Source organism: Mycolicibacterium sp. 624, assembly GCF_040548615.1.
GTDB lineage: Bacteria > Actinomycetota > Actinomycetes > Mycobacteriales > Mycobacteriaceae > Mycobacterium.
Map to the genome: position 1 here is coordinate 157,969 of NZ_JBEPRZ010000004.1, position 25,292 is coordinate 183,260.

Annotated in this window: 23 protein-coding genes; 18 read left to right on the forward strand and 5 right to left on the reverse strand. The window is 65.8% G+C overall.

Annotated elements, in window-relative coordinates; genetic code table 11:
• Positions 1-28: 28 nt before the first annotated feature.
• The 7 genes from ABIA65_RS17300 (at position 29) to ABIA65_RS17330 (ending at position 7,446) form a co-directional block, all read left to right on the forward strand.
• Complete coding sequence (locus tag ABIA65_RS17300) at positions 29-772, forward strand: GntR family transcriptional regulator (RefSeq protein WP_354524318.1); 744 nt, start codon at positions 29-31, stop codon at positions 770-772.
• 13 nt (positions 773-785) lie between these two features.
• Positions 786-1,502 (forward strand): phosphonatase-like hydrolase, encoded by a 717-nt coding sequence (locus ABIA65_RS17305; RefSeq protein ID WP_354524319.1) that lies wholly within the window; start codon positions 786-788, stop codon positions 1,500-1,502.
• Positions 1,499-2,581 (forward strand): zinc-binding dehydrogenase, encoded by a 1,083-nt coding sequence (locus ABIA65_RS17310; RefSeq protein WP_354524320.1) that lies wholly within the window; start codon positions 1,499-1,501, stop codon positions 2,579-2,581. The genes ABIA65_RS17305 and ABIA65_RS17310 overlap by 4 nt, the downstream gene beginning before the upstream one ends.
• A gap of 224 nt (positions 2,582-2,805) precedes the next feature.
• Complete coding sequence (locus ABIA65_RS17315; RefSeq protein ID WP_354524321.1) at positions 2,806-3,894, forward strand: HAD-IIA family hydrolase; 1,089 nt, start codon at positions 2,806-2,808, stop codon at positions 3,892-3,894.
• A gap of 114 nt (positions 3,895-4,008) precedes the next feature.
• Positions 4,009-4,377: a hypothetical protein gene (locus tag ABIA65_RS17320; RefSeq protein ID WP_354524322.1), complete on the forward strand. Its 369-nt coding sequence runs from the start codon at positions 4,009-4,011 to the stop codon at positions 4,375-4,377.
• A gap of 187 nt (positions 4,378-4,564) precedes the next feature.
• Entirely contained in the window at positions 4,565-5,062 is a 498-nt protein-coding gene (locus ABIA65_RS17325; protein ID WP_354524323.1) for a nucleotidyltransferase domain-containing protein, read from the forward strand.
• A 305-nt stretch (positions 5,063-5,367) separates the two neighbouring features.
• The gene (locus ABIA65_RS17330; protein WP_354524324.1) at positions 5,368-7,446 is read left to right on the forward strand and encodes an acyltransferase family protein; all 2,079 of its coding nucleotides are present in this window, start codon (positions 5,368-5,370) and stop codon (positions 7,444-7,446) included.
• Between the two features lie 9 nt (positions 7,447-7,455).
• Here the strand turns inward: ABIA65_RS17330 and ABIA65_RS17335 are convergent, their stop codons facing one another.
• Positions 7,456-8,499, reverse strand: a complete 1,044-nt coding sequence (locus ABIA65_RS17335; RefSeq protein ID WP_354524325.1) for a zinc-binding dehydrogenase — start codon at positions 8,497-8,499, stop codon at positions 7,456-7,458.
• A gap of 158 nt (positions 8,500-8,657) precedes the next feature.
• Here ABIA65_RS17335 and ABIA65_RS17340 point away from each other — a divergent pair, with 158 nt between their 5' ends.
• A complete protein-coding gene (locus ABIA65_RS17340; RefSeq protein WP_354524326.1) occupies positions 8,658-9,629 on the forward strand; it encodes a Bug family tripartite tricarboxylate transporter substrate binding protein in 972 nt (323 codons plus the stop codon).
• Between the two features lie 60 nt (positions 9,630-9,689).
• On the opposite strand, the gene ABIA65_RS17345 is transcribed toward ABIA65_RS17340, so the two are convergent.
• Together ABIA65_RS17345 and ABIA65_RS17350 are read right to left on the reverse strand one after the other, a co-directional pair.
• Complete coding sequence (locus ABIA65_RS17345) at positions 9,690-10,841, reverse strand: GGDEF domain-containing protein (RefSeq protein WP_354524327.1); 1,152 nt, start codon at positions 10,839-10,841, stop codon at positions 9,690-9,692.
• A 32-nt stretch (positions 10,842-10,873) separates the two neighbouring features.
• Complete coding sequence (locus ABIA65_RS17350) at positions 10,874-11,863, reverse strand: LacI family DNA-binding transcriptional regulator (protein ID WP_354524328.1); 990 nt, start codon at positions 11,861-11,863, stop codon at positions 10,874-10,876.
• Between the two features lie 264 nt (positions 11,864-12,127).
• Between ABIA65_RS17350 and ABIA65_RS17355 the strand changes: the two genes are divergently transcribed.
• The 6 genes from ABIA65_RS17355 to ABIA65_RS17380 are packed head-to-tail and all read left to right on the forward strand — an operon-like array spanning position 12,128 to position 18,901.
• Entirely contained in the window at positions 12,128-13,366 is a 1,239-nt protein-coding gene (locus ABIA65_RS17355) for a CaiB/BaiF CoA transferase family protein (protein WP_354524329.1), read from the forward strand.
• 7 nt (positions 13,367-13,373) lie between these two features.
• Complete coding sequence (locus tag ABIA65_RS17360) at positions 13,374-14,726, forward strand: MFS transporter (RefSeq protein WP_354524330.1); 1,353 nt, start codon at positions 13,374-13,376, stop codon at positions 14,724-14,726.
• Positions 14,723-15,199 (forward strand): MaoC family dehydratase, encoded by a 477-nt coding sequence (locus ABIA65_RS17365; RefSeq protein WP_241400346.1) that lies wholly within the window; start codon positions 14,723-14,725, stop codon positions 15,197-15,199. Before ABIA65_RS17360 ends, ABIA65_RS17365 begins: the two co-directional genes overlap by 4 nt.
• Positions 15,196-16,575, forward strand: coding sequence for an aldehyde dehydrogenase (NADP(+)) (locus ABIA65_RS17370; protein ID WP_354524331.1), 1,380 nt, complete (start codon positions 15,196-15,198; stop codon positions 16,573-16,575). The genes ABIA65_RS17365 and ABIA65_RS17370 overlap by 4 nt, the downstream gene beginning before the upstream one ends.
• Entirely contained in the window at positions 16,572-17,690 is a 1,119-nt protein-coding gene (locus ABIA65_RS17375) for a hypothetical protein (RefSeq protein WP_354524332.1), read from the forward strand. Before ABIA65_RS17370 ends, ABIA65_RS17375 begins: the two co-directional genes overlap by 4 nt.
• Positions 17,687-18,901 (forward strand): fumarylacetoacetate hydrolase family protein, encoded by a 1,215-nt coding sequence (locus ABIA65_RS17380; protein WP_354524333.1) that lies wholly within the window; start codon positions 17,687-17,689, stop codon positions 18,899-18,901. Before ABIA65_RS17375 ends, ABIA65_RS17380 begins: the two co-directional genes overlap by 4 nt.
• Positions 18,902-18,925: 24 nt before the next feature.
• Here the strand turns inward: ABIA65_RS17380 and ABIA65_RS17385 are convergent, their stop codons facing one another.
• Together ABIA65_RS17385 and ABIA65_RS17390 are read right to left on the reverse strand one after the other, a co-directional pair.
• Positions 18,926-19,879, reverse strand: a complete 954-nt coding sequence (locus tag ABIA65_RS17385; RefSeq protein ID WP_241400342.1) for a DUF5996 family protein — start codon at positions 19,877-19,879, stop codon at positions 18,926-18,928.
• 20 nt (positions 19,880-19,899) lie between these two features.
• A complete protein-coding gene (locus ABIA65_RS17390) occupies positions 19,900-20,691 on the reverse strand; it encodes an alpha/beta fold hydrolase (protein ID WP_354524334.1) in 792 nt (263 codons plus the stop codon).
• A gap of 212 nt (positions 20,692-20,903) precedes the next feature.
• Between ABIA65_RS17390 and ABIA65_RS17395 the strand changes: the two genes are divergently transcribed.
• The 4 genes from ABIA65_RS17395 to ABIA65_RS17410 all read left to right on the forward strand — a co-directional run bounded on the left by ABIA65_RS17395 (position 20,904) and on the right by ABIA65_RS17410 (position 25,283).
• On the forward strand, positions 20,904-22,385 hold the full coding sequence (locus ABIA65_RS17395) for a multicopper oxidase family protein (protein WP_354524335.1): 1,482 nt from the start codon (positions 20,904-20,906) through the stop codon (positions 22,383-22,385).
• A 41-nt stretch (positions 22,386-22,426) separates the two neighbouring features.
• Positions 22,427-22,816: a putative copper homeostasis (lipo)protein LpqS gene (gene lpqS, locus ABIA65_RS17400; protein ID WP_354524336.1), complete on the forward strand. Its 390-nt coding sequence runs from the start codon at positions 22,427-22,429 to the stop codon at positions 22,814-22,816.
• Positions 22,817-22,926: 110 nt separating this feature from the next.
• Complete coding sequence (locus ABIA65_RS17405) at positions 22,927-24,006, forward strand: PLP-dependent cysteine synthase family protein (RefSeq protein WP_354524337.1); 1,080 nt, start codon at positions 22,927-22,929, stop codon at positions 24,004-24,006.
• Positions 24,003-25,283, forward strand: coding sequence for an MDR family MFS transporter (locus tag ABIA65_RS17410; protein ID WP_354524338.1), 1,281 nt, complete (start codon positions 24,003-24,005; stop codon positions 25,281-25,283). The genes ABIA65_RS17405 and ABIA65_RS17410 overlap by 4 nt, the downstream gene beginning before the upstream one ends.
• The last annotated feature ends 9 nt before the right edge of the window (positions 25,284-25,292 follow it).

Below are 25,292 nucleotides of genomic sequence, written 5' to 3' on the forward strand. Positions count from 1 at the left end.
CAGTTAGTCGACTTGTATGGTCAGGTCTGTGACAGAGGCAATGCACGTCAAGATCGCGCACGACATTCGAGAGCGCGTGCGCATCGGCGAACTAGCCGTCGGAGCGCCCTTGCCGTCGGAGTCGCAACTGTGTGGTCAGTGGAAGTCATCGCGTGGTCCGGTGCGTCAGGCTCTTGCCACATTGCGGGCAGAGGGGGTTATCACCGGTGGGGCAGGTAAGCCGCCGGTGGTCTGCTCGACGGCGGTTGGCCAGTCCTTCGACACCCTGCTCTCGTACTCGGCGTGGGCGGGCTCGATCGGACGCGTGCCTGGTCAGCGCACTCTCGAGCTGTCGTTGCGCCCAGCCGACGAGGCGGACGCTGCAAACCTCAACATCGACAAAGGCCGACCCGTGGTACGGGTGTTGAGGCTGCGCTACCTCGACGGTGAGCCCGCCATGCTCGAACGCGGAACGTTCGTCGAACACGTCGGCCGTTTGTTGTTCGACTTCGACTGCGACTCGGGGTCGATGTGGGCATACCTGCAATCGCGTGGCGTCAGGTTGGCGACAGCCTCCCATGTCATCGACGCGGTGGGTGCCGACCCGGTCGATGCAACGCATCTCGGAGTCGCGCAGGGCTCTCCACTTCTTCGCCAACAGCGCTCGACGCGCGCCGCTGACGGCGAGCTCGTCGAGTTTCACGACGACCGGTATCTGCCGGACATCGTCAGCTTCACCCTGGACAACAACCTCGACGTGCGTTCCACCCTGGTCCGCAACGCGAAACCCTAGAAAGGAAGACCGCATGAGTAGCAAGACAGTGCAGCCCGAGCTCGTCGTATTGGATATGGCAGGCACGACCATCGACGAGGGTCTGGCCGTGTACCGCGTGCTGGAGGAGACGGTTGTCGCTCACGGCGGATCGCCGACCCAGGCCGATATCAACAAGTGGCACGGAGCCGCCAAGCGCGAGGCACTGCGGGTCATGCTGACCCCGGAGGGCGAGGAGCCCCTCAGTGAAGACGTCCTGAATCCGATCGTCGACGACTTCCGGTCCCGACTGAAGGCCGCTTACGCCGAACGTCCGCCAGTCGCGCTTCCGGGAGTGGAGCAGGCTCTCGCCGATCTCCGCGCCGCCGGTATTCGGGTCGCCCTGAGCACCGGATTCGACCGTGACGTCGTCAACTCGTTGCTGTCCGCCCTCGGCTGGGAGGGTGACGCCGTGGCCGACGCCGTCTTCTGCGGTAGCGACGTCCCAGCGGGCCGCCCCGCGCCGTACATGATCTTTCGGGCGATGGAACGGCTGAACGTGCAGGACGTCGCCAAGGTGCTGGTGGCGGGCGACACCCCGCGCGACCTGGAGTCGGGCACGAACGCTGGAGCCGGCTTCGTCGTCGGGGTCCTCTCGGGCGCCAGCGACAAGGAGGAGCTCAGCGCGCACCCGCACACCCACCTGCTGCCCTCGGTCGCCGATATCCCCGGCCTCATCGGTGTGCGTCAGGCCTGGGCGAAGACGTCATGACCGATCAGCTACAGGAAACCAGTACCTCGGGCCGGGTGGAGCACACCCTCGCAGCGATCTGGCGCGGCGGCGACGACGTCTCTCTCGAATCGGTCCCGGTGCCCCCGCTCGAGCCAGGGGAGGTGCTGGTGCGGGTAACTCTCGCCACCGTGTGCGGTAGCGATCGCCACACGGTGAGCGGGCGACGGGCCCAACCGTGCCCCTCCATCCTCGGGCACGAGACCGTCGGGCACATCGTGGCGTTCGGAGGCGACGACGAATTGCAGTCGGTGGATGGGCAGCAACTCCACGTCGGCCAGCGCGTGATCTGGTCGGAGACGCTGCCGTGCGGAACCTGTGACCGTTGTGTCGCGGGCGTGACGGCCAAGTGCCGCACCGTCCGCAAGGCGGGCCACGAGGCGTACGACTCCAGCTGGGCACTGTCCGGCGGGTACGCCGAGCACGTGCTTCTGCCCCGTGGCATGCCGGTCGCCGTGGTCGACGACGACGTGAGCGACGCCCTCGCCGCGCCGGCGGCCTGTGCCACGGCAACCGTGATGGCCGTGATCGAACGCGCCATGCCCATCGCGGGGAAGCGCCTCGTCGTCATCGGAGCGGGCATGCTAGGGCTCACGGCACTGGCGGCCGCGGCGGACGCTGATGCCTCGTCGGTGACCGCCGTCGACCCTGCCGCCGAACGCCGGGAAATGGCAAAGCAATTCGGTGCCACCACCGTCGTGGCGTCCATCGGCGAAGTCGAGCAATGCGACGTCCTGATCGAACTATCGGGCAAGGCCGCAGCGCTGCAGGAGGGCATCGGCAAGCTCGATGTCGGCGGGGTCGCGATCTTCGCGGGCTCCGTTGCTCCTGATGGTGATATCGCGGTGGATCCGGAATCTGTTGTGCGACGACACCTGTCGTTCCGCGGCGTGCACAACTACGAGCCGCGGCACCTGATCCAGGCGCTGGACTTCCTCCAGCGGTCCAATGGGCGTTTTCCGTGGACAGATCTGGTCGCGGAACCGGTTCCACTCGATCGCATTGGCGATCTTCTGACCGGAGCACCGGGAAGCAAACCGCGGTACTCGATCGCACCGTAATGGGCCGGGCGCTGCCGCGATCTGGTGCTGCGCACCAGGCGAGGTCGGCGCGATCGGGTGATCGTGCGGTGCAGACGCTTGCACCGCACGATCATCCGGCGACCACGGACTAGGCATCGCTTACCCTGGGTCAAAGTGTCGATGCCAGTTCAGAATGATTTGCTCCCAGTGTATTTCGTCTTAGCGGGTGGCCCACGGCTTCGTCGGTGATTGGAGCGCAACAGGTGAAGACCCTGGTTCAACGACATGACTGTCTGCTACTAGATCTCGATGGCACGCTATATCGAGGCCACGCGGCCATCGACGGCGCCGTAGATACGTTGAGCAGTATTGACACCTGCGCGCTGTTCGTCACCAACAACGCATCGAGTACACCCTCCGAGGTCGCAGCCCACCTTTGCGAACTGGGCATCTCTGCCAACAGCGGGGATGTCGTTACCAGCGCCCAGAGTGCTGCCCGACTTCTGGCGGAGCAACTGAATGCCGGAGCAAAGGTTCTGGTGTTGGGGACCGAGGCGCTCGCGGCCGAGGTCAGGGCAGTCGGCTTGACGCCCGTCCGGAAATTCAGAGACTCGCCCGCCGCGGTCGTCCAAGGACACTCACCGTTGACCGGGTGGGGACAGCTGTGCGAGGCCGCACTCGCGATCCGTGGAGGCGTCCCGTGGATCGTTACGAACCTGGACGCCACGCTTCCGTCGGAACGCGGTCTGGTTCCAGGAAATGGTTCGATGGTCGCTGCGCTGGTGAGTGCTGTGGAACGTGCGCCGCAAGTCGCCGGCAAGCCCATGTCGGCCATCATCGCAAATGCCCTCTCGCGCGGGAACTTCACGTCTCCGCTAGTCATTGGCGACCGCCTCGACACCGACATCGCTGGCGCCGATGCCGCAGGGCTGCCGAGCATGCTGGTGCTGACCGGCGCCAGCAGTGCCAGCGACGCCGTGCATGCCAGGCACGGTCAACGCCCAACCCACATCGCCCGCGATCTCCGTGGACTTCACGAACCGCCCGAGGAAGTCGCGGTGGCCGAGCACCCAGCCTGGCACGTTTCGGTCGGACGCACGGCCGTCACCATCACCTCTACGGGTGTCGACCCCGGCGCGGATGGCCTCTCGGTCGTCCGCGTGGTGGCACACACACTGTGGAACAACAGGTTTCAGAACGGAACGGCAGTCATTCGCCCCGGTGACGATGCCGCTTGGGTAGCCCTTCACCGTTGGTCACTCCTGCCCGAGGCGGCATCAGAGAGTGGACGAGTGCGGTCGGCATCGGCATCGGCATCGACGCAGCCCCCGCTGGTGCGCACGGTGCAATGACGAGCACCGGTGCTGGGCTGCCGTTCTGGTGGGCGAAGTTCGGCATGCAGCGCGCCCGTTCCGTACGCGGGAGCCACGTGGTCCGCGCGATCTACTGCCCCGAGAGGATGTGCCATGCGGCATCTCGACGACGAATCAGCGCCGATGCAGCATTCGGTTCAGCGCGATGCCGATTCAATGTTGCCTGACCGGCTGGGGTGGCTGCTGGTCGACACGCTGAAAGATCAGCTACCGGAACGAGCCCTGTCCGGCGCCTACGTACATCTGGGCTGCCGTCATTACCGCCGAGCCATCGGAGAAGCACTCCAGGCAACTGCGGCAACGGGGACTGCGATACCCGACGTCCTGGCAGCCGAGATCGCCTGCTGGCTGGACGCATACGACGGCCATCCCGACCAGGAGCGGATCACGCAATTGCTCGCGAGAACCAAGCGCCGGGCAGCCGATGCAAACCTATCGGTACCGCGGCGCAGGGGAAGGTGACCAATCAGCCACAGCTGAGTCGTCTCGCCTGAGCTTGTCGGCGGAATTGCCTAGGATCTGGCCTGTGGAGTGCGAGGTGCTCGACGCCCTGCGTCGAGCGGCGGGCGCCTGGTCCTAACCGCGCCGGGGACAACCCACTCCCGCTGTAGTTGGGGTGACTCAACTCTAGTGGGGGCGGCGGTGCGACATGGAATTGAACCGTCCGCTCGCGACCGTCACGCCGACGCTCGATGGTGACGTCCTTGCTGTCCTGGCAACACACGACGCCACGTTCACCACTGGGCAGATTCACCGCGTCCTGAACTCCTTCTCGGAGGAGGGTATCCGGAAGGTGCTCGCCAGATTGGTGCTACAAGGCGTCGTGTTGAGGGAACGCATCGGTCCTGCGTACGCGTACCGGTTGAACACCCTGCATTTGGCAGCAGGACCGATTGTGGCGCTGGCAAAGCTCTTCAGTACGTTCCTGTCTCTACTTGAGGAACACCTCAGCGGGTGGGAGTACCCGCCGGTGTACGCCGCGGTGTTCGGTTCGGCGGTTCGCGGCATGATGACCGCGGAGAGCGACCTGGATCTGTTCTTGGTGAGAGACATCGACACGCCAGACGCCGAGTGGGCGAGCCAGGTGAGCGAGGTGATCGGTGACAGAAGTGTCGCTGCTGGTGAACGCAGGCATCGCGGCGGCTGACGTGATTTGCGGTGCGCGACTTGGTATGTACGCCGCGGGAGAGAACCAAAATGAGGCAGAAGCATCTCCGTACTCTGTTGAACCTGAAGTCGAAGGTGGCGTACACGCATCAGTCGGCCACGTCGGCGGAACTCAAGAAGTCGGGGCGCGCGGCGGACGCACTGGTAGAGGCCGCGCGCCGTATCGCCGTGTCCTAACACTAGTCGAGGTAACCGCGACGTCCCGTCGCCGTTAAACTGCGGGACGAAAATCGAGCGCCGACGCCGTGCAGGCGGTCGGTAACCCCACAATCCTGGATAGCGACCTTGCAGACCGAGCAACTGACATCTGCCGCCACGCGGCTCACGCCTCCTTCGGTGCGCGGAGACCTCAACGGACTGGGCGGGCTCGCGGTTGCCCTGGTTGTCGTGTTCGGGGTCTGGTCTGGCCAGGTGTCCGCCGGCGTCGACGTGCTCCTGGTGCTCTTCGGGTTCTTCGTGGGTGCGCGACTGCTGCGGATCGCAACGCAGGACAACCCCGGCGTGCTGCTTCGGAGCGCGTTCACGAGGCTCGCGCGTCGCCTGCTGCCCGCACTCGTCGTGGTGGTGGCTGTCAGCGGCGCGCTGACGGTGTGGCTTCAGCCACGAACGCGGTGGGAGACCTTCGCCGACCACAGCCTCTCGACGTTCGGTTTCATCCAGAACTGGCAGCTGGCGCACTCAGCGGGGACATACGCCCGCGCCAGCGAGGTCGTGAGTCCGCTACAGCACCTGTGGGCGGTATCGGTGCTGGGTCAGTTCCTCGCCGCGATACTTGTCGTCACGTGGCTGATAACTCTCGCGGTACCGACCCACCGCAGACGCGCCACCCTTGTCGCGGTGGTTGTCGTCGCGGCAGTCGCATCGTTCGGGTACGCCGCCGTCAGTCACCAAGCCGATCAGACGTTGGCGTACTACGACAGCTTCGCGCGCGTGTGGGAGCCGTTGGCCGGGGTCATCGCGGCTGCGGTCGTCGCGCACGTGCGCTGGCCCGGATGGCTTCGCGTCGGTGTGGCAGCGGCCGGTCTCACGGCGATCGTGACGGTGAGTCTCCTCGTCGACGGTGCCGAGCAGTATCCGGGCCCGCTGGCATTGATCCCCGTCGCGGCGGCCGTCCTGATCATCTGCAGCGCAGCAAACCTCGGCGACACCGTTCGGTTCCCCTGGCCGAACCGCGTGCTGCACGCGACGCCCCTGGTCGGTCTCGGCGCAATGGCCTATGCGCTCTACCTCTGGCACTGGCCGTTGTTGATCCTCTGGCTCGTCTACGCCGAGAAGGACAGCGCCGACCTGACCGACGGGACAGCGGTCATCCTCCTGTCGACGGCGCTGGCCTATCTGACGCATCAGCTTGTCGAGCGGCCGCTGCGCGTGGCACCGCCCTCAGCGCAGCGCTCGCGAGTACCGGCGATCGCAACGGCATGGGTGGTCGTGCTTCTCGCGGTTGTCGTCGCCGTCGGCTCGGTGGGCTGGCGCCAAGTCACGAACACGGTCCGCGCCAATGGCGCAGAGCTGCTCAACCTCTCGGCAGTCGACTACCCCGGTGGGCGCGCTCTGGTCGAGGGCCTGAGAGTGCCGAAGCTGCCGATGCGACCGACTGTGCTGGAGGCCGCCGACGATCTGCCGGCGACCATAGTCGACGGCTGTATCAGCGATTTCGGCAATACGGCGGTCATCAAGTGTGCGTACGGGAACTCGCGAGCGACGCGGACCATCGCCCTGGTCGGCGGCTCGCACTCCGAGCATTGGCTCACCGCACTGAACCGGCTCGGCCAGCAGCACGGTTTCAAGATCGTGACCTACCTGAAGATGGGCTGTCCGCTGACCACCGACGAGCTCCCGCGGGTGAGCGTGTCCAATGACCCCTACCCGGGTTGTCGTGACTGGGTGGACTCGGTGATGTCCAGCCTGGTGGCCGATCGACCGGACTTCGTGTTCACCACCACGACGCGTCCGCTGCCTGACGCACCGGGGGACTTCGTGCCCGATAGCTACCTCGGCATCTGGGACACGCTGGCAGCGAACGACATTGCCATCCTGGGGATTCGGGACACGCCGTGGATGTACCAGGATGGCGTGGTGTTCTCGCCGGTTGACTGCCTCGCCAATGGCGGCGACCCGGAGAGCTGCGGTCTCCCACGCTCGGAGGTCCTGGCAAGCTACAACCCCACGTTGGACTACCTCGGCCGGTATCCGGGCATCCTGCCGCTCGATCTCAGCGATGCGGTGTGCGGACCCGACTTCTGCCGGGCGGCCGAAGGCAACGTGCTGGTGTATCACGATGCGCACCACCTGACGTCGACCTACGTGCAGACGTTGACCGACGAGCTGGCACGCCAGCTCTCGGAAGCCACCAACTGGTGGTGAACGCCGCCGCTACGGCCGGATCAGGACCTTGAGACTCCTGCGGTCGTCCATGTCCTTGTATCCGGCGGGGACGCCGTCGAGATCAGTGGTGGCGTCGAAGACCCTGCCGGGTTCGATGGTGCCGTCGAGGATGTCGGGCATCAGCTCCTCGATGTAGGCACGCACGGGGGCCGGGCCGCCGGCGAGGCGGATGTTGTGACGGAACAGGCTGCCGAACCCGATCGGAGCGTCCTCGTACTGCGGTACGCCGACGCGGCTGATCGCGCCGCCACGGCGCACGACGCCGAGGGCCTGCTCGTAGGCCGGCATGTAGCCGACGGCCTCAAGGACGGCATGGCAACCGTCACCACCGGTCAGTTCTCGGACCTTCGCGACACCCTCCTCACCGCGCTCGGCGACGACATCGGTGGCGCCGAACGCACGACCGAGGTCGGTGCGCTCGGTGTGACGGCCCATGAGGATGATCTGTTCGGCGCCGAGGCGTTTGGCCGACAACACCGCGAGGAGGCCCACGGCGCCGTCACCGATCACCGCCACCCGCCGTCCCGGCGCGACCCCGCCCATCCTGGCGGCGTGGTGACCGGTGCCGAGGACGTCTGCGAGGGTCAGCAGTGAGGGCATCAGCGCCGAGTCGGGCGCGACGGGCAGCTTCACCAGAGTGCCGTCGGCCAGCGGCACCCGCACAGCCTCGGCCTGACCACCCTCATCGGGGATGCCGTCCCAGAAGTTGGCCTCGGGGTGCGAGCAGGAGGTCTGCAGGCTCTCACGGCAGAACTCGCACACGTTGTCCGAGATCGCGAACGGTGACACGACCAGGTCCCCTCGCTGCAGGGTGCTGACATCCGAGCCGACGTCCTCGACGATGCCGATGAACTCGTGGCCCATCTGGACAGGCCCGTCCGCGGCGGACATCGAGTGGTAGGTGTGCAGATCGCTGCCGCAGATGCAGGACGTGGTGATCCGCACCAGTGCATCGGTTGCGTGCTTGATGGTTGGGTCGGGCACGTTCTCGACGCGAACGTCGCCGGCTTCGTACATGAGTGTTGCGCGCATGGTGTCTCCTCTTCGGTGGCGCTTGTCTGTGGGCTGTGCGTTTCGTCCTCGTTGCGCGGTGACGCAACAGGGTTACCCCGGATCGGTGTGTAGGAACGTGGTCGAGCCGTGAGCGCGCCACCGGGCCACTGGCACCGGAATGGTGTACAGATCTGGTGATGATCAAGTCCGCGATTGGCGCCGTACTGGCTGCGTCGCTCATCCTGACGGGGTGCCAGCAGTCCGGGCCCGCCTCCGTCGCAGAGAACTATCCCGCAGGACCGGTGACGATGACGGCGGGAGCCACCCCCGGGAGTGGATTCGACATCACTATTCGCTCGGTCGTCGACGCCCTGCAGAAGGAGAAGATCGTCAATGTGCCGCTCCCGGTGGAGAATAAGCCGGGCAACAGCGGTGGGGATTTCCTGGCCACCATGGTGGAGCAGTACAAGGGTGACGACGACCAGGTCTCGGTCACATCGCTGGCCATGATGATGAACGAGCTTCGCGGCAAGTCCAAGTACGGATATCACGACGTCACCATGATCGCCCGGCTGATCACGGAGTACTTCGTTGTCGTCGCTGGTCCCGACTCGCCGTTCAAGAGCCTCGATGACCTCATGGCCGCGATCAAGTCGGACCCCGACCGGGTCGCGGTCGGCGCCGCACACGACGATGAGGCCCCGTTCGACCTGCTGGTGTTGGCGGCGGGCGGTGACCCGTCATCGGTCAACTACGTCAGCTTCGAGGGTGGCGGTGATCAGAGCGTCGCGCTTCTCAACGGCGATATCAGCGTTGCCGTCGGCGGAGTCAGTGAGTTCATCGACCAGTTGAAGCCGGGAAGCCTTACCGCACTTGGTGTCCTGAGCGAGGACCGGGTGCCTGGCCTGAACGCTCCGACCGCTCGGGAGCAGGGACTCGACGTCACACTCTCGAACTGGCGCGGCCTCTACGGCCCGCCGGACATGGCAGAGGACGCCGTTCGGTACTGGCAGAAGGCACTCGGTGAGATGGTGGAGTCACCCACCTGGAAGCAGATTGCGGAACGCAATCACTTCACCACCACCGTCATGACCGGTGACGAGTTGGCCACCTTCCTGGCGGTGACTCAAGCGGATGTCAAGGCTGCCCTGGATGAGGCGGGTCGGTAAGCAGGCTGACCCTCTGCCAGGTCGAGCACCCGCCGTCCCTCTGGCGCGCGACCTTGCCGTTCAGCTGAATTCGAGGTGTCCCGATGCTGACAGGTCGGCACAGCCCCGAACATGGGCGGGGCTGGGGCAGGGCGTGACCCTGGTCCGCTTCTCCTCGTACATCAGCGCGTCGGCGCGCGCGAGCAGTTCGTCCACGGTGCTGGTGTCGGTCGCAGGCACCCGCATCAGACCAATGCTGGTGGACAGGCGGTAGGGACGAGTCTCCATCGCGTTGAATCCGCTAAGGGCGTCCAGAAGTTGCCTTCTCAGCACGCCGGGATCCGCCTCGGGATCGGTTACCAGCACACAGAATTCATCACCGCCCATGCGGGCCAGGATGTCGGACTGACGTACCGTGGCGTGCAGTACCTGGGCGACATCGGTGAGCAGGGCATCGCCGACGGAGTGCCCCTTCTCGTCGTTGACCCGCTTGAGTCCGTCGACGTCGATGAAGGCGAGTATGCAGTTTCGGCCATCGCGGCGCGCCGCGTGCAGTGCAGGCCCAGCCAGTAGGTAGAAGCCGCGGCGATTGTTGACCCCGGTCAAGAGGTCGGTCACGAGCAGCTGCTGAATCTCCTCGTTGGCCGCTTCTAGCTCGGCGGTGCGATCGCGGACCCGCTGCTCGAGTTCGGCGTGGACCTGAATGTTCTCCATCGCGATCGACGTCGAGTCGGCGAGCGCCTGCAGCAACGAGACGTCCTGCTCGGACGGCTGACGCTCGTGCGCCCAGTAGGTGCCGATGGCTCCGACCGGATCGAGCTTGCGGATCGGGACCATCACGAGGCTCTTGACGAACGTCGGGCGGTAGGCGGCGTGCGGGATGCGCGCGTCGCGGTAGATGTCCGGGATCACTGCCGCGTCGCGGTTGAGCATCGCCCAACCGCTGATGCAGATGTCCATGGGGAAGCGGTTGCCCTTCCACAGCGGGGCGATCGCGTCCTCGTCGGCGTAGAAGCACATGTCGTCGTCTCGCAGAACGAACGTGGCGCCGTCGCAGCCGGTGAGTTCACGCGCTGCGGTGCGGACGATGCGCTGGACGTCGGGCAGGCTGCGCGCCAGCGACAGCTCCTGGACGGCGCGCAGCAGACGCTCCATGCCGCGTATGTAGTCGACACTGCCGTGGGGTGAGGGCGGGGGAGGCGCGGCTGGCGACGGCTGGCCCTCGGCGTGCATGCGGACCTCCGTCACCTAGCGAGCGACGGCGCCTATGCGCTCTGTCGAACCTCGATACGATATCCGATGTCGACGCACGGCTCGGCAATCGGCTGATCTAGCATTCGCGCCAGCAGGAGATCGGCAGCGCGAGAACCGATCTGCAGGCTGTCGACGGCCACCGTGGTCAGCGCGGGACGCAGGTGACGGGCCATCTCGAAGTCGCCGAATCCGGTGATCGCGAGACGTCCGGGCACATCCACGCCCAGGTCTGGTGCGGCCAGCACCGCTGCCGATGCGAATACGTCGGTGGGGAACACCAGGGCGGTGATCTCCGGGTGTTTCTCCAGTGCCAGTTTCAGCAGCCGCACCCCGGTGTCCATCGCGATCGGCTCGCCGGGCAGGTCCACCACGCGAATCGGCTCGTCGGGCAACAGCTCTGCGACTGCGTCTTGGAAACCCTCCAGGCGGCGCTGTGCCCGTTCGTCACCGCCGGTGATCACCCCGGCGAAGGCCATGCGTCGGTGTCCCTGGTTGACGAGGTGTCGCACCATGTCCGCGAGGGCATTTCGATTCGAGAATCCGACCAATGTGTCGGTCGGCGAGTCGTTCCAATCCCAGGTCTCGACGACGGGGTGGCCGTAACTCTTCAGCAGGCGGGTGGTGCCAGGCGTGTGCCGCGTGCCGACGATGAAGAAACCGTCGGGCCGGCGCTGAATGAAGCTGCGGACCAGCTCTTCTTCACGCTCGGGGTGATAGTCGGTGTATCCGACGACGAGCTGGTATCCGTGCGGCGCCAAGCGCGTGGTCGCGGATCGCAACGTATCCGAGAAGACGGACGTCGAGATGACCGGCAGGATCGCCGCGACGGTACGACTGCGGTTCGATGCCAGGTGGCTTGCGGCGAGGTTGGGGACGTAGCCGGTGTCTGCCACGGCCTTGGTTATCCGCTCGAGGGTCTCTTCGGTGACGGAATCTGGTCGGCTCAGTGCCCGCGAGACGGTCTGCATCGATACTCCGGCGGCCAGGCTCACATCGGCCATCGTCACGCTCTTGAAAGACCCGCGAGACCGCCGCCGCCGGACAGGGCCGTTCGGCTCGTTCACTGTCGACACCCGTCTGCCTAGCCCGTCTTCGCTGACGTCAGGTTACCGCGCCGGCCCTGACACCGAGGGCGACGCGCGGCGAGTGGGTGAGCGCTAACCCCAATTCGGCAGAATCTGTTGTGTTAGCGCTAACGTTAGCGCTAACGTAACCGGCACCACACAACCCGGCCATCGCGGCCAGCAGCATTGAGGAGTACAAACGTGAAGGTCTTGGAAGGTGTCCGCGTGATCGACGTGTCTATCGCGATGGCCGGACCGTTCGCCGCCCAGAAGCTGGCTGACCTGGGCGCGGACGTTATCAAGGTGGAACCGGTCACGGGCGAGTGGCAGCGTCACGTGTCCGCCGGTGGAGCCCGGGGCAACACCGTCAACGCCTCGTTCCTGTCCTTGAACCGCAACAAGCGATCGCTGTCACTGAACCTCAAGGACCCGGCCGGTCGGCGAGTCCTCACCAAGCTGGTCGAGACTGCCGACATCTTCTTGCAGAACTACCGGCCAGGTGTCGCTGACCGATTGGGCGTTGACTATGAGACCTTGAGTGCGATCAACCCGAAGCTGATCTATGTGAGCATGTCCGGCTACGGCCAGACCGGCCCGTACGCGAACCGTCCGGGCCAGGACGTCCTCCTGCAGGCCATGAGTGGTGGCCTGGCGAGTGCGCGTCGTGGCGACGAGCCCCCGCGCCCGGGGCCCTTCTTCCTCGCTGATGCGTTCACCGCCTACTCGGCGTTTGAGGGTGCCTTGGCCGCGTTGTTTCATCGCCAACGCACCGGTGAGGGCCAACTGGTCGAGGTCAACATGCTCGACGCCATCATCGCGGCGCAGATGCAGGAACTCAGCGTCGCCACAGTCGGTGGCGTCGCTCAGACGCCCGGCGACGAGATCCATGCGCACAGCTACATTCGCGCCCCATACGGGGTCTTCGCCACCTCCGATGACTTCATCGCACTCTCCTTCGCCGAGATGGACGTGCTGGCAAGCGTTTTCGATGATCCGAGGTTCGACGCGTTCGACGCCGAGCGTGACGGCTTCACCCATCGAGATGCCATCTCCGCGTTGGTGACTGAGAACCTGTTGAAGAACACAACCGAACACTGGCTCGAAGTCCTCGGTGCTGCTGGCGTGTGGGTCGGACCGGTGTACGACTACACCCAGGTCGTCGACGACCCACAGGTGCGGCACAACGGATCGTTCGTCGAATACGACCACCCCACGGAAGGCCATGTGAAAACACCCGGATTCGCCTTCCGGCTCGCCAAACAGCCGCAGGAGATCTACCGACCTGCTCCGCTGAACGGTCAGCACACTCATGAGGTGCTGAACGAACTCGGCTACAGCGGCAACGACATTGATGAGTTCGAGCGCGACGGTGTAATCCACCGCGACGCCGTGCTCACCGCGCCCGAGCTGACGCCCTCAACCACTCCCAACGCCGGCTAGGACTGTCATGAGCACACAAACTCCCTCACACGCGGATGCACGCCGTGCCGCGTCCGCCTCCGCGGTGGGCAGCCTCATCGAGTGGTACGACTTCGCTCTCTACGGTGCGGCCGCTGCGCTGATCTTCAAGTCCTACTTCTTCTCCGCGGAGAACCCCACCGCCGGCCTTCTCGCAGCCTTCGCCACTTTCGCTGTCGGATACTTCGCGCGACCGTTCGGTGGCATCATCTTCGGCCACCTCGGCGACAAGGTCGGCCGCAAACCGGTCATGATCTTCACGCTCGCACTCATGGGTGTATCCACTGCGTTGATCGGTCTGCTGCCCAGCTATGCGAGCATCGGGCTGGCCGCTCCCGTGCTCCTGGTCGTCCTGCGGGTGCTGCAGGGCCTGGGTGCCGGAGCCGAGTACGCGGGCGCGATCGTGCTGTCCTCCGAGTCCTCACCGCCCACGCACCGAGGGTTCTACGCATCCTGGTCCGGCGGTGGCGTCTGGCTGGGCTCCGCGCTCGGTCTCGGCGCCATGCAGCTCTCGCTGTGGCTCACGGGCGACAACTTCGAGACGTGGGGTTGGCGCATCCCCTTCCTGGCCAGTATCGCGATGCTGGCTGTGAGCCTCTACATCCGTCGCAGTGTCGAGGAGACGCAGAGTTTCGAGGAGACCTCGAAATCCGACCAGATCGAATCCCTACCGCTGGTGTCCCTCCTGCGAACAGAGAAGGGGCGTCTGGCCGTAGCGCTGGGGTCGAACTTCATGTTGTCGGGCTTCTCCTATGTGCCGCAGGTGTGGGCGTTGAGCTATCTGACGAACGATCTCGCGATCGCGGCGTCCTTGGCACTCGGAATCAACGCGGCGATGCTCACAGCCGGCGCGATATTCATGCCGATCTTCGGCCGTGTCGGCGACAGGATCGGTCGCCGACGGCTGTTCCTGTTCGGCTGCTCATTCGGTGCAGTCTGGGCATTTCCGATGTTCCTGCTCATCGACACCGGCCAGACCGTGCTCATCGTGCTGGCACTGTCGATCTGCTTCGTCGGCGCCGTCGCGACCTGCTATGCCGCACAGGCGGCGTTCCTCGCCGAGTTGTTCCCCCCGGCAAAGCGGTACTCCGGAGTGGCTTTCGCGCGCGAGGTCAGTGGGGCGGCGTTGGGCGGCACCACTCCATTGGTCGCCACCGCGGTGGTCGCCGCCACGGACAGCTGGTGGCCGGTCGCCGTGTGGATGGTCTTCATGGCGGTGGTCGCGTTTATCTCGGTGTATCTGTCCAAGAACTACCGCTCCGATGCCAACCAGAATGACGTGGACCGCTTCAACCACGTCGCTGATGGTGCGAGCAGCAGACGGCTGCAGGCGCAGTCATGACCGGCACCGCGACGCGGGATTCGTTTCAGGAACGCTGGTTCGAGGACTACGCAGTCGGACAGGTCGAGGAGGGGGGATCGGCGGTTATCACGGCGAGTGACATCGCCGACTTCGCGCGCCTCTCTCACGACGACCACCCCGCGCACACCGACGCGGAGTTCGCGACGGACCGCTTCGGTGGTCTGCTGGCGCACGGTGTGCTCAGCTTCGCCGTCGTCGTCGGCCTGACCATGGAACGCAATCCGCGATTGGTTGCGTACGGCTACGACCGCGTTCGCTTCCCCGCTCCTGTGCTGGCGGGTGACACCGTCGTTGCCACCGCCGAGGTCATCGACGTCAGCCCGCATAAGCGAAATCCGAACATCGGTTTGGTCACCAAGGCCTACACCGGCACGAATCAGCACGGCAAGACGGTGCTGGCGTGCCATCACATTGTGGCCGTAGACCGGCGCAACCCCGAGGAGATGACATGAACACCCTGGACGAGATTCTCGAAGCGGCCCACGCAGCCCGGATTCCGGCGGCACGCGCGAGCGCTGCCGAACGCGCTGCTTGGTTGCGCGCCATCTCCGATGCGCTTGACGCCCAAAGTGACACGCTCGTGACGATCGCTGCCGAGGAGACGCACCTGCCCGAGCCGCGGCTGCGCGGTGAAGTCACCCGCACCACGTTTCAGGCTCGACTGTTCGCCGACCGCGTCGAATCCGGTGACCTGCTCGAGGTGCGTGTCGACGCAGCCGATCCCGACTGGCCGATGGGTCCGCGACCCGACCTGCGTCGCGGCTACGTCCCGATCGGACCGGTCCTGGTCTTCGCGGCGAGTAACTTCCCGTTCGCGTTCTCCGTCGCAGGCGGAGACACCGTCAGCGCTCTGGCCGTCGGATGTCCGGTAGTGGTCAAAACCCATGACGCACACCCGAGGCTGGCGCGCGCCACCGCTGACATCGTGACTGCGGCACTGGCTTCCGCTGGGGCCCCCGAGGGCATGTTCGGGACGATCCACGACCGCGAGGACGGTATCCGCGCGGTCCAGGACGTTCGGATCAGGGCCGCCGGGTTCACCGGCTCGGAGGCCGGTGGACGGGCGCTGTACGACCTCGCGGCGTCGCGGCCCGACCCGATCCCGTTCTACGGCGAGCTCGGAAGCACGAATCCGGTCGTGGTCACCCCCGCGGCGTGGAATGAACGCGCGGACGACATCGTCGACGGCTTCACGGCGTCCTTCACGATGGGTTGCGGACAATTCTGCACCAAACCCGGTGTCGTCCTCGTCCCCGATCGCGATGCCTTCGCCGACAAGGTGGCTCTGCAACCGGTGCATCCGATGCTCGATGAGCGCATCGCGCGCGGATTCGATCAGACGCTGCACGAGATCGGCGGCAACCCGGCGGTGAAGGTCCTGCTCACCGGCCCCCGGGAGGCGAACTCGCCGGCCGCCACGATCCTGGGAACCGATGCCGACGCAGTACTCGCAGATCCCGCGATCGTCACCACCGAGATGTTCGGACCCGCTTCGGTGCTCGTGGGCTACCGAGACATCGCCCAGGCCGTCGACGTGCTCGCGGTGATCAAGGGTGCCCTGACCGCGACAATCCAGGGCGCCGCCGCGCTCGATCCGGATGCGCCGCGCCTCATCGAGGCCATGTCCTCCCTAGCCGGTCGCGTGATCTACAACCAGTGGCCGACCGGCGTCACCGTGAGCGACGCGCAGCAGCATGGCGGACCCTGGCCGGCCACCACGGCGCCAACGACCACGTCGGTGGGAACCGCTGCAGCTCAACGGTTCGCTCGGCCAGTGGCGTTCCAGAACATGCCAGAGGAGTTCCTCCCGCCGGGGCTTCGCCGATGACGGGTACCTACCGAGGCCTGACATGGGATCACCCGCGCGGCGCGGAGGCCCTGCGCCGGGCGGTCATGGAGGCTGAGGCGCCGAGATGCGAGATCGTCTGGGAGACACAGTCGCTCGAGGGTTTCGAGTCGGCGCCCATATGTGACAACGCCGCCCGCTACGACCTGCTGGTGCTGGACCACCCGCACCTCGGCGAGGCGCTTGGGTGCGGAGCACTGTTACCACTCGAGGAGGTCTTCACCTCAGCCGATCTGGACAGGTGGAGACACGGCACGGTGGGGGAGTCGTTCGCCTCGTATCAGATGGACGACAGGTCGTGGGCGTTGCCGCTGGATGCGGCCACGCAGGTCTCGGTCGCCGCTGATCCGGCCATCGACATCCCCACCACGTGGTCCGATGCGGTCGCGCTCGCACGGGACGTCGACACCGTGCTGCCGACCAGCGGGCCCCACCTGTTCCTGACTCTGTGCTCGATCGCCTTGGCCAATGGCGAGGAACCAGGCCAAGGTGACGAGTTCTTGACGGTCGAGGCGGTGGGCGAGGGGCTGCAGACGATCGGTGCCTTCATCGACCCGCACCGGCCACCGCCCCCATTGCACAACCCGATCGTCGTGTTGGAGCAGATGTCGCAGCCGGGCGGACCGGTCTACTGCCCGCACGTCTATGGCTACGTCAACTACGCGCTGACAGGTCAACCGAGACCGCTGCAGTTCGCCGACGCGCCCAAGGGACGCGGCGGACGACGGGGCTCGGTCCTCGGCGGGACCGGCGTCGCCATCAGCAGTCGATGCCGTCCCGATGACGGTCTCGTCCAACATCTGCGCTGGCTGCTAGACGATGCGACCCAGCGCACGTTCATCCCACAGCACGCCGGCCAGCCGTCGGCGACTGCGGCGTGGCGAGATCCCCTCGTGGACAAGGCATCAACGGGCTTTTACTCGCGAACATGGGACACCATCGACGACGCCTGGGTCCGGCCGCGCTTCGACGGCGCCGTCGCCTTCCAGCGCAGTGCCAGCGAATGCGTTCGTGAGGCCGTACTCGGCCACTGCGACGCCCGCCTGCTCGCCGCGGAGTTGACGCGACTACACCGAACGTCTCAAGGAGATCGATGACCACCGCCGCAGCCACCACCGACCACGCTTCCGTGTCGCTGACCGCCTGGCCCCCGGCCTCGCAGACGTGCCTTCCGTTCGACCATGATCGCGCCACCCTCGTCGGACGCGTCTCCGGACCCGACGGCCCTTGCGTGGTCACCGTTCGCGGTGGTGATGTGGTCGACATCAGCGGTGTCTTCGCCACCGTTCGAGACCTCGCTGAGCACCCAAACCCCGCGGCCGCAGTCAAGATCGCTGAGGGTCGTGTGCTCGGCACCATTGCAGACATCCTTGCCGGAACGCCGGTCGATCACCGCTCGACGGCGGGCGTGCGCCTGCTCAGTCCGGTCGACCTGCAAACCATCAAGGCCGCCGGCGTGACCTTCGTCGTGTCGATGGTCGAGCGGGTCATCGAGGAACGCTGCGGTGGCGACTCCACCCGCGCTGCCCAGATGCGCGCCGAGATGGCCGATCTCATCGGTGGTGATCTCGCTGAGCTTCAGCCCGGCTCGCCCGAGGCGGCCCGGCTGAAGGAGGTCATGGTCGCCGCCGGGACCTGGAGCCAGTACCTCGAGGTGGGTCTCGGGCCCGACGCCGAGATCTTCACCAAGGCCTCACCGATGTCCACCGTCGGCACGGCCATGGACGTGGGGGTCCATCCCGGGTCGGCGTGGAACAACCCCGAGCCCGAGGTGGTGCTGCTCGTGTCGTCGAGCGGGCGCATCGTCGGTGCGACTCTCGGCAACGACGTCAACCTCCGTGATTTCGAGGGCCGTTCGGCACTGCTGCTCTCGAAAGCCAAGGACAACAACGCCTCCGCAGCGCTGGGCCCGTTCATTCGTCTGTTCGACGACACCTTCTCGCTGGAGGACGTGCGTGAGACGGTGGTGCGCCTCGATGTCCGCGGCGTTGACGAGTTCACGCTGCAGGCCACCTCATCGATGAGCCAGATCAGCCGTGACCCTGAGGATCTCGTGCTTCAGATGATGGGGAGCACCCATCAGTATCCGGACGGCGCGGTGCTGTTCCTCGGCACCATGTTCGCCCCTGTGCAGGACCGCGGCGCCGAGGGGGAGGGTTTCACACATCATGTCGACGACATCGTGGCGATCAGCGCCAGCCGTCTGGGAACACTCGTCAACCGGGTTCGCACGAGCGATGTCTGCGAACGATGGACCTTCGGTATCGCAGATCTGATGCGAAATCTTGCTGCCCGCGGACTGCTGTGAGACGAACGTGAGTCCTGTCGGACCTCACTCGAGTCGTATGGGCCAGGCCTCACCGCGCCAGCGCTGCGGATCGTCCTCCAGTTCGGCCCGGTTCCAGCCGGCGAGATCGGCGGCTGCGGCGTAGCTGGACTGCAGGAACTCCAGCAGGTCACGGTCGGGGTTGGCTGAGGTGCGCACCGCCTCATAGGGCAGCAGAAACTGCTTGTAGTCGGGGTGGTAGAACGCGGCGTCCGGACCGACGGAGTGCCCGGCGAAACCCTCCGGTTCGGGATAGGCGTACGCGTAGAACGCGCCTTCCTCGCCGCCACCGGGCCAGAAGCCGCAACTGCTCAACTCATGCGAGTAGCCCTCCACCATGACCCAGTCTGCGCAGTTGGGCGCCCCGCCGGGGTGTTTGGGTGCCGGGCGACCGGAGAACCTGGTGCAGGCCATGTCGAAGGAGCCCCAGAAGAAGTGCACGGGGCTGACCTTGCCGATGAAACGGGAGCGGAACTCGTTGATCACCCGATGTGCCTGCACCAGTTGACGCCAGAACAGGTGGGCGGCCTGCGGGTCGTAGGACGCGTGTTGATGGTCCTCGGCGAACGGTATGGCCGGGTCGACCTCGTTGGGTCGGGCGGAGATTGTCGCCTCGATACCCAATTGCGCCAGCGCGTCGATGATTTCGGCATAGAACTCGGCGACGGACCTCGGGGCCAGCGCGACGGTGCGCGACCCGCCGTCGCTGGTGCGGATCGACAGGACGTGGTCAATGAAGTCGAACTCCATGTCGAACAGTCGGTTTCGGTACGGAATCGATGACGTGGTCAACCCGCGCGGGCTCACATACAGCGTCACCTGCCACCAGTGGTTGAGTAACGGCGATTGCGTCAGGCGGATCTTGCCGACGATCTGTGTCCACATGTGCAGGGTGTCGCGGGTTGGCGTCCAGTCCGATACACGCAGGGCCGGCCAACCATTGTCAGCTGGAGCAGTCATATCGCGAGCGTAACCCTGTGTCATGGCGCGAAGAAGTCGATCGTGCGTTGTGTCCAGGTCCTCACGTCGTCAACGGTTCGGGCAACGTGCAGAGTGGAGTCGGGAATGATCTCCGCGAGCCGCTCGGCGGTCGACACCGGGTGCAGCGGGTCGGTGTCCCACGCCAGAATCAATGTGGGATGGGTGAGTGCGGCCAGCTGCGTGGGATCGGGCAGATCCGAGAGCCCGACGCCGCGCAGGATGGCCGACGCCAGCGCATCGTCGACGTCGGGGTCGAACTTGGCTGGCGGGTAATCGGCGAAGATCGGCAGGGGCGGCGCGTCGGCCCACTGTCGCCGCCACGCAGTGGCGCCGATGGAGTCGATGGTGTCGGCGGTGTCGAAATACCACTGCCGCAATTGCTGGGGACCTGATTCCCACGCGACAGGCGGGATGAGAAGGGCGAGTCGACGGAATCGCTGGGGACTGTCCACGGCGGCGTGAAGGATCGCGGCCGCCCCGAGGGACGAACCGGCGAAGTCGATGGGTTCATCGATACCGCTGGCGTCGATAACTCCCAGAAGGTCGTCGGCGGCCTGTTCGAATCGGTAGTGGCCGGGCTTGGGGCGGCCGGTCGAGTGTCCATGCCCGCGCTGGTCATAGGTGAGCAGGCGACGCCCGGAACCGAGCGCGCCGAGATCGAAGATGCCGAGACCGTGTATCGCGGCGCGACTGAGGAGCACCCCGTGGGCATACCCCACGGGGCGACCGGTGCCGTTCACCTCGTAAGCAATGGTCGCGCCGTCGGCAGCGAAGTGTTGATCGGCAGCCATATGGTGTCAGTTCCCTTCGAGAGCGGTTCGTAATACCCCTACCTGGTATATCCGACCTCGCCGAATCTGTCGAAGAGCGGTGCAGGCACGCCCGGACCCTGGCAGCGGCGACATCTTGAGCAAATCTTCATCTGACCCACACCGATTCCGCGTGCAACGTCGATGAGCATGAATGAGACGGGCAGGACCAATGCAGGGAGGCGCAGGCGAGCATGCAGTCACGGGTCAACCGCCGCACGTTCATCGCCGCAACGGCAGTGACGGGACTGGCGTTGGCGGGATGTGGACGAAAGGACGTCTCCGCGGACCTCGGTGAGGCCGTGGCCGCCGCCGAAGCGCGTCGGCCGCACACGGGTCGCACGATCAGGGCCACCCTGACGCCGCGGCCGGCGGTCATCGATCTGGGCGGTACCCGCGCGGCGACCCTGGGCTACGGCGACACTCTGCCGGGTCCACTGTTGCGCGCCACGGCCGGCGACGATCTCGCCGTGACGGTCAGTAACGGGCTCTCACATCCGACCTCGGTCCACTGGCACGGCATCGCCTTGCGCAATGACATGGACGGCGCCGCTCCGGCCACTCCCGACTTGAAGCCCGGCGGAGAGTTCACCTACCGCTTCTCCGCACCTCACCCCGGCACCTACTGGGCACATCCCCATACCGGGCTCGACGCTGACACGGGGCTCTATTTTCCCGTCATCATCGATGATCCCACTGAGCCGGGGCGCTACGACGCCGAGTGGATCGTGGTACTCGACGACTGGACCGACGGTGTCGGCAAGTCACCACAACAGGTTTGGGAGGACCTCACATCAGAGAGCGCGTCCGCGCACGACATGCACGGCATGGGTCCCATGCCCGGCATGGGTGGCGGTGCGACCAGCACCCTGCTGGGCGGAGACGCCGGTGACGTCGAGTATCCCCACTACTTGATCAACGGTCGGATCGCAGACGCTGCAAGCACGTTCACGGCCAAACCGGGGCAGCGGATTCGTATTCGGATCATCAACGCTGGTTCCGACACCGCATTTCGGGTGGCGTTGACCGGGCATACTCTGACCGTCACCCACACTGACGGGTTCCCGGTCGTGCCCGTCGACGTCGATGCGCTGCTGGTCGGCATGGGAGAGCGCTATGACGTGGTCGTCACGGCTGGTGACGGGGTCTTCCCCCTCGTGGCACTGGCCGAGGGCAAGAACGCCGCCGCGCGGGCGCTGCTGGCGACGAGCAGTGGCCGGACGCCCGATGTGTCCTTTCAGCCAGCTGAATTGATGCGGCGCATCGGTACGCTCGACATGTTCACTGCCACATCGGAAGTCAGCTTCGACGACGGTGTCGCTGACACCGAACTGTCGGCTCGACTCACCGGATCCATGACTGGCTACGACTGGTCCATCAACGGGAAACCGTTCCGCGACAGAAGGCCACTGACTGTGCAGCAGGGGCAGCGGGTGACCCTTACCTTCGAGAACGCAACAATGATGTGGCATCCGATGCATCTCCACGGCCACACCTTTCAGATCATTCGGCGTGACGGCAGCTTCGGAGCGCGCAAGGACACCGCGATCGTGTTGCCGATGCAATCCCTGACGACAACCTTCGTCGCCGACAACCCGGGCACCTGGATGCTGCACTGCCACAACACCTATCATCAGGAAGCTGGCATGATGACCAGCGTGGACTACGTGCGATGAGCATGCCGCGGTCACATGGCAGGTATCAGGACAGCCGCACGATGACGCGATGGACTGCATTTGCAGTCCTCGCGTTGGTGTTCTCCCTCGCCGGGATCGGCGCGGAGTGGGCGCTCGTCGGTGGCGGGGCATCCACTCCGCACGGCCCACACGCACTCGCCGCCGCTCCAGGCGGCGAATTCACCGCCATCACCGAGCATCCCCACATTCAGGACGGTTCAGCGTCCACTAGTCCGGATTCGCTTGCCCGGCCCGTTCTGCCACGGGTGTCGGGTGTGCTTGCGGCACTGGGTCTGATTGTCGCGTTGACGACCGTGTTCACGGTTTGGCAGCACCGCGCCACCACGCCCGTGCGGGGCCCTCCGTGCTCGCCGGCCATCGTTCTCGCGGGGCGGCAGCTGTTGACCCGTCTGTGTGTCGCTCGCCGCTGACGAGGTAGCGCCAGATTGTGCGCCTCTGGTGCGCACGGTCGGTGACCGCTGCCCATGACAGCTGGTCGCGCCCCGAGCGGGTCGCGGCTGCGAACAGAAGCGACCCACACATGAATCACGTCCTATCCGTCTCATCGTCGGACGCACACGACCGGCCCGGCACCATGGTTGGCAACACGCCGGTCCTGCGTATCGCCGCACCGTTCACCACCGACGGCCGCGGCTTCTGGGCCAAGCTGGAGGGCTTCAATCCCGGAGGCATGAAGGATCGGCCCGCCATGCACATGGTCGAACGGGGGCGCTCTCGCGGCGACCTGGTTCCCGGTGCCCGCATCGTCGAATCAACGAGTGGCACACTTGGACTGGGCCTCGCGCTAGCCGGCACGGTGTACGGCCATCCGGTCACGCTGGTCACCGACCCCGGTATGGAGCCGCTCATCCAGAACATGCTCGCCGCCTACGGCGCCGATATCGAACTCGTCACCGAGCCCCATCCCGAGGGTGGATGGCAGCAGGCGCGCCGCGATCGCGTGCAGGCGATCCTCGCCGAGGACGCCAACGCCTGGTACCCCGACCAGTACAACAACCCCGACAACGTCGCGGCGTACCAGGGGCTGGCCGAGGAACTCCACGATCAGCTGGGGCCCATCGACGTGCTGGTGTGTTCGGTCGGCACCGGCGGGCACTCAGCCGGCGTCGCGCGAGTACTGCGCAGCTTCAATCCCGAACTGCGCTTGATCGGGGTGGACACCGTCGGATCGACGATCTTCGGTCAACCGGCGGGTACGCGGCTGATGCGAGGCCTGGGGTCAAGCATCTATCCCGGAAACGTCGATTACGAGGCGTTCGACGAAGTGCACTGGGTCGCCGCAGCCGAAGCGGTGTGGGCGTGTCGAGCACTGGCGGCCACCCACTACGCCACCGGCGGGTGGAGTGTCGGGGCTGTCGCGCTGGCGGCGAGTTGGGAGGCCCGCAACCACCCCGCCGGCACCACCATCGCGGCGGTGTTCCCAGACGGCCCCCAGCGCTACTTCGACACCGTCTACAACGACGACTACTGCCGACACCATGGATTGCTCGACGTTGCCCCGCCAGGCGAGCCAGCTGTGATCAGCCATCCAGGTGAGCGCGTTGTGCAGTCATGGACCCGGTGTGCGTCGGTCGTCAATCCCCGGGAGATGGGGCAGTGACGGGCATCCTCACCCAGTTCCGCAGTTTCGGCTGGCCGACGCGACTGCTGATGATCAACCAGTTCGGCATCAACCTTGGCTTCTACATGCTGATGCCGTACCTGGCCGGATATCTGGCGGGACCGTTGGGTCTTGCGGCCTGGGCGGTGGGGCTGGTGCTCGGTGTGCGCAACTTCTCGCAGCAGGGCATGTTCATCGTGGGCGGCACCCTTGCCGACCGGCTGGGCTACAAACCGCTCATCGTGGCGGGCTGCGTACTGCGTACCGCGGGTTTCGCGCTGCTGGCCTTTGCCGATTCACTGCCGGCGATTCTGATCGCGTCCGCGGCAACGGGTTTCGCGGGTGCGCTATTCAATCCCGCTGTGCGTGCCTATCTTGCCGCAGACGCCGGCGAGCGCAGGGTTGAGGCATTCGCCCTGTTCAACGTCTTCTATCAGGGTGGCATCCTCGCAGGCCCGCTGGTCGGGTTGGCGCTGATGCTGGTCGACTTCCGCATCACCGCCGTCGTCGCTGCCGTCGTGTTCGCTGTGCTGACGATCGGCCAGCTGTTCGCGCTGCCCCGGAGCGCGCCGCGGCCACAGGAGGATCGGACCTCAGTGCTCGAGGATTGGCGCGCGGTGTTGGCGAACAGGTCGTTCCTCCTGTTCTCCGCGGCCATGATCGGCTCATACGTCCTGTCCTTCCAGGTCTATCTCGCGCTACCGCTGCAGGCCAAGGACCTGGTGCCCCACGCTGAATACGCGGCTGTCGCTGGGATATTCGTTGTCTCGGGTGTCGTGGCAGTGCTGGGGCAGCTGAGGATCACACGATGGTTCGCCGCGCGCTGCGGTCCAGGGCGGGCGTTGGTGATCGGGGTGGTCATCATGGCGACCGCGTTTGTGCCGCTGATGGTGCTGCCCGACGCCAACGTGCTGGGCCAGGCCGGCGCGATCGTCGCGCTCTTGATCTCGGCGGGCGTGCTCGCCGTTGGCTCGGCGGCGGTGTTCCCGTTTGAGATGGACACCGTGGTGTCGCTGGCAGGGGACCGCCTCGTCGGTACGCACTACGGCTTCTACAACACTGTCGTGGGCGTCGGAATCCTGATCGGCAATCTCGCGACGGGCTCGTTGGTGCAGTTGGCGCAGAACATCGGAGCCCCCGAATTGGTGTGGATCGCGTTGGGCGTCATCGGCTTGCTGGCTGCCGCGGCGTTGCACGGCCTTGACCGTGCCGGACGACTTCGACCGGCACCGGCTGCCGTCAGCGCATCTGGCACACGCGAATCCGTTGGCGAATAGGGAGGGAAT

Coding starts and splice junctions, on each gene's coding strand:
- ABIA65_RS17405 (WP_354524337.1), top strand. CDS start 22,927: ATGAATCACGTCCTATCCGTCTCATCGTCGGACGCACACGACCGGCCC.
- ABIA65_RS17390 (WP_354524334.1), bottom strand. CDS start 20,691: ATGGCTGCCGATCAACACTTCGCTGCCGACGGCGCGACCATTGCTTAC.
- ABIA65_RS17305 (WP_354524319.1), top strand. CDS start 786: ATGAGTAGCAAGACAGTGCAGCCCGAGCTCGTCGTATTGGATATGGCA.
- ABIA65_RS17350 (WP_354524328.1), bottom strand. CDS start 11,863: ATGGCCGATGTGAGCCTGGCCGCCGGAGTATCGATGCAGACCGTCTCG.
- ABIA65_RS17340 (WP_354524326.1), top strand. CDS start 8,658: ATGATCAAGTCCGCGATTGGCGCCGTACTGGCTGCGTCGCTCATCCTG.
- ABIA65_RS17380 (WP_354524333.1), top strand. CDS start 17,687: ATGACCACCGCCGCAGCCACCACCGACCACGCTTCCGTGTCGCTGACC.
- lpqS (WP_354524336.1), top strand. CDS start 22,427: ATGACGCGATGGACTGCATTTGCAGTCCTCGCGTTGGTGTTCTCCCTC.
- ABIA65_RS17365 (WP_241400346.1), top strand. CDS start 14,723: ATGACCGGCACCGCGACGCGGGATTCGTTTCAGGAACGCTGGTTCGAG.
- ABIA65_RS17360 (WP_354524330.1), top strand. CDS start 13,374: ATGAGCACACAAACTCCCTCACACGCGGATGCACGCCGTGCCGCGTCC.
- ABIA65_RS17325 (WP_354524323.1), top strand. CDS start 4,565: ATGGAATTGAACCGTCCGCTCGCGACCGTCACGCCGACGCTCGATGGT.
- ABIA65_RS17385 (WP_241400342.1), bottom strand. CDS start 19,879: ATGACTGCTCCAGCTGACAATGGTTGGCCGGCCCTGCGTGTATCGGAC.
- ABIA65_RS17395 (WP_354524335.1), top strand. CDS start 20,904: ATGCAGTCACGGGTCAACCGCCGCACGTTCATCGCCGCAACGGCAGTG.
- ABIA65_RS17345 (WP_354524327.1), bottom strand. CDS start 10,841: ATGCACGCCGAGGGCCAGCCGTCGCCAGCCGCGCCTCCCCCGCCCTCA.
- ABIA65_RS17310 (WP_354524320.1), top strand. CDS start 1,499: ATGACCGATCAGCTACAGGAAACCAGTACCTCGGGCCGGGTGGAGCAC.
- ABIA65_RS17370 (WP_354524331.1), top strand. CDS start 15,196: ATGAACACCCTGGACGAGATTCTCGAAGCGGCCCACGCAGCCCGGATT.
- ABIA65_RS17335 (WP_354524325.1), bottom strand. CDS start 8,499: ATGCGCGCAACACTCATGTACGAAGCCGGCGACGTTCGCGTCGAGAAC.
- ABIA65_RS17320 (WP_354524322.1), top strand. CDS start 4,009: ATGCGGCATCTCGACGACGAATCAGCGCCGATGCAGCATTCGGTTCAG.
- ABIA65_RS17375 (WP_354524332.1), top strand. CDS start 16,572: ATGACGGGTACCTACCGAGGCCTGACATGGGATCACCCGCGCGGCGCG.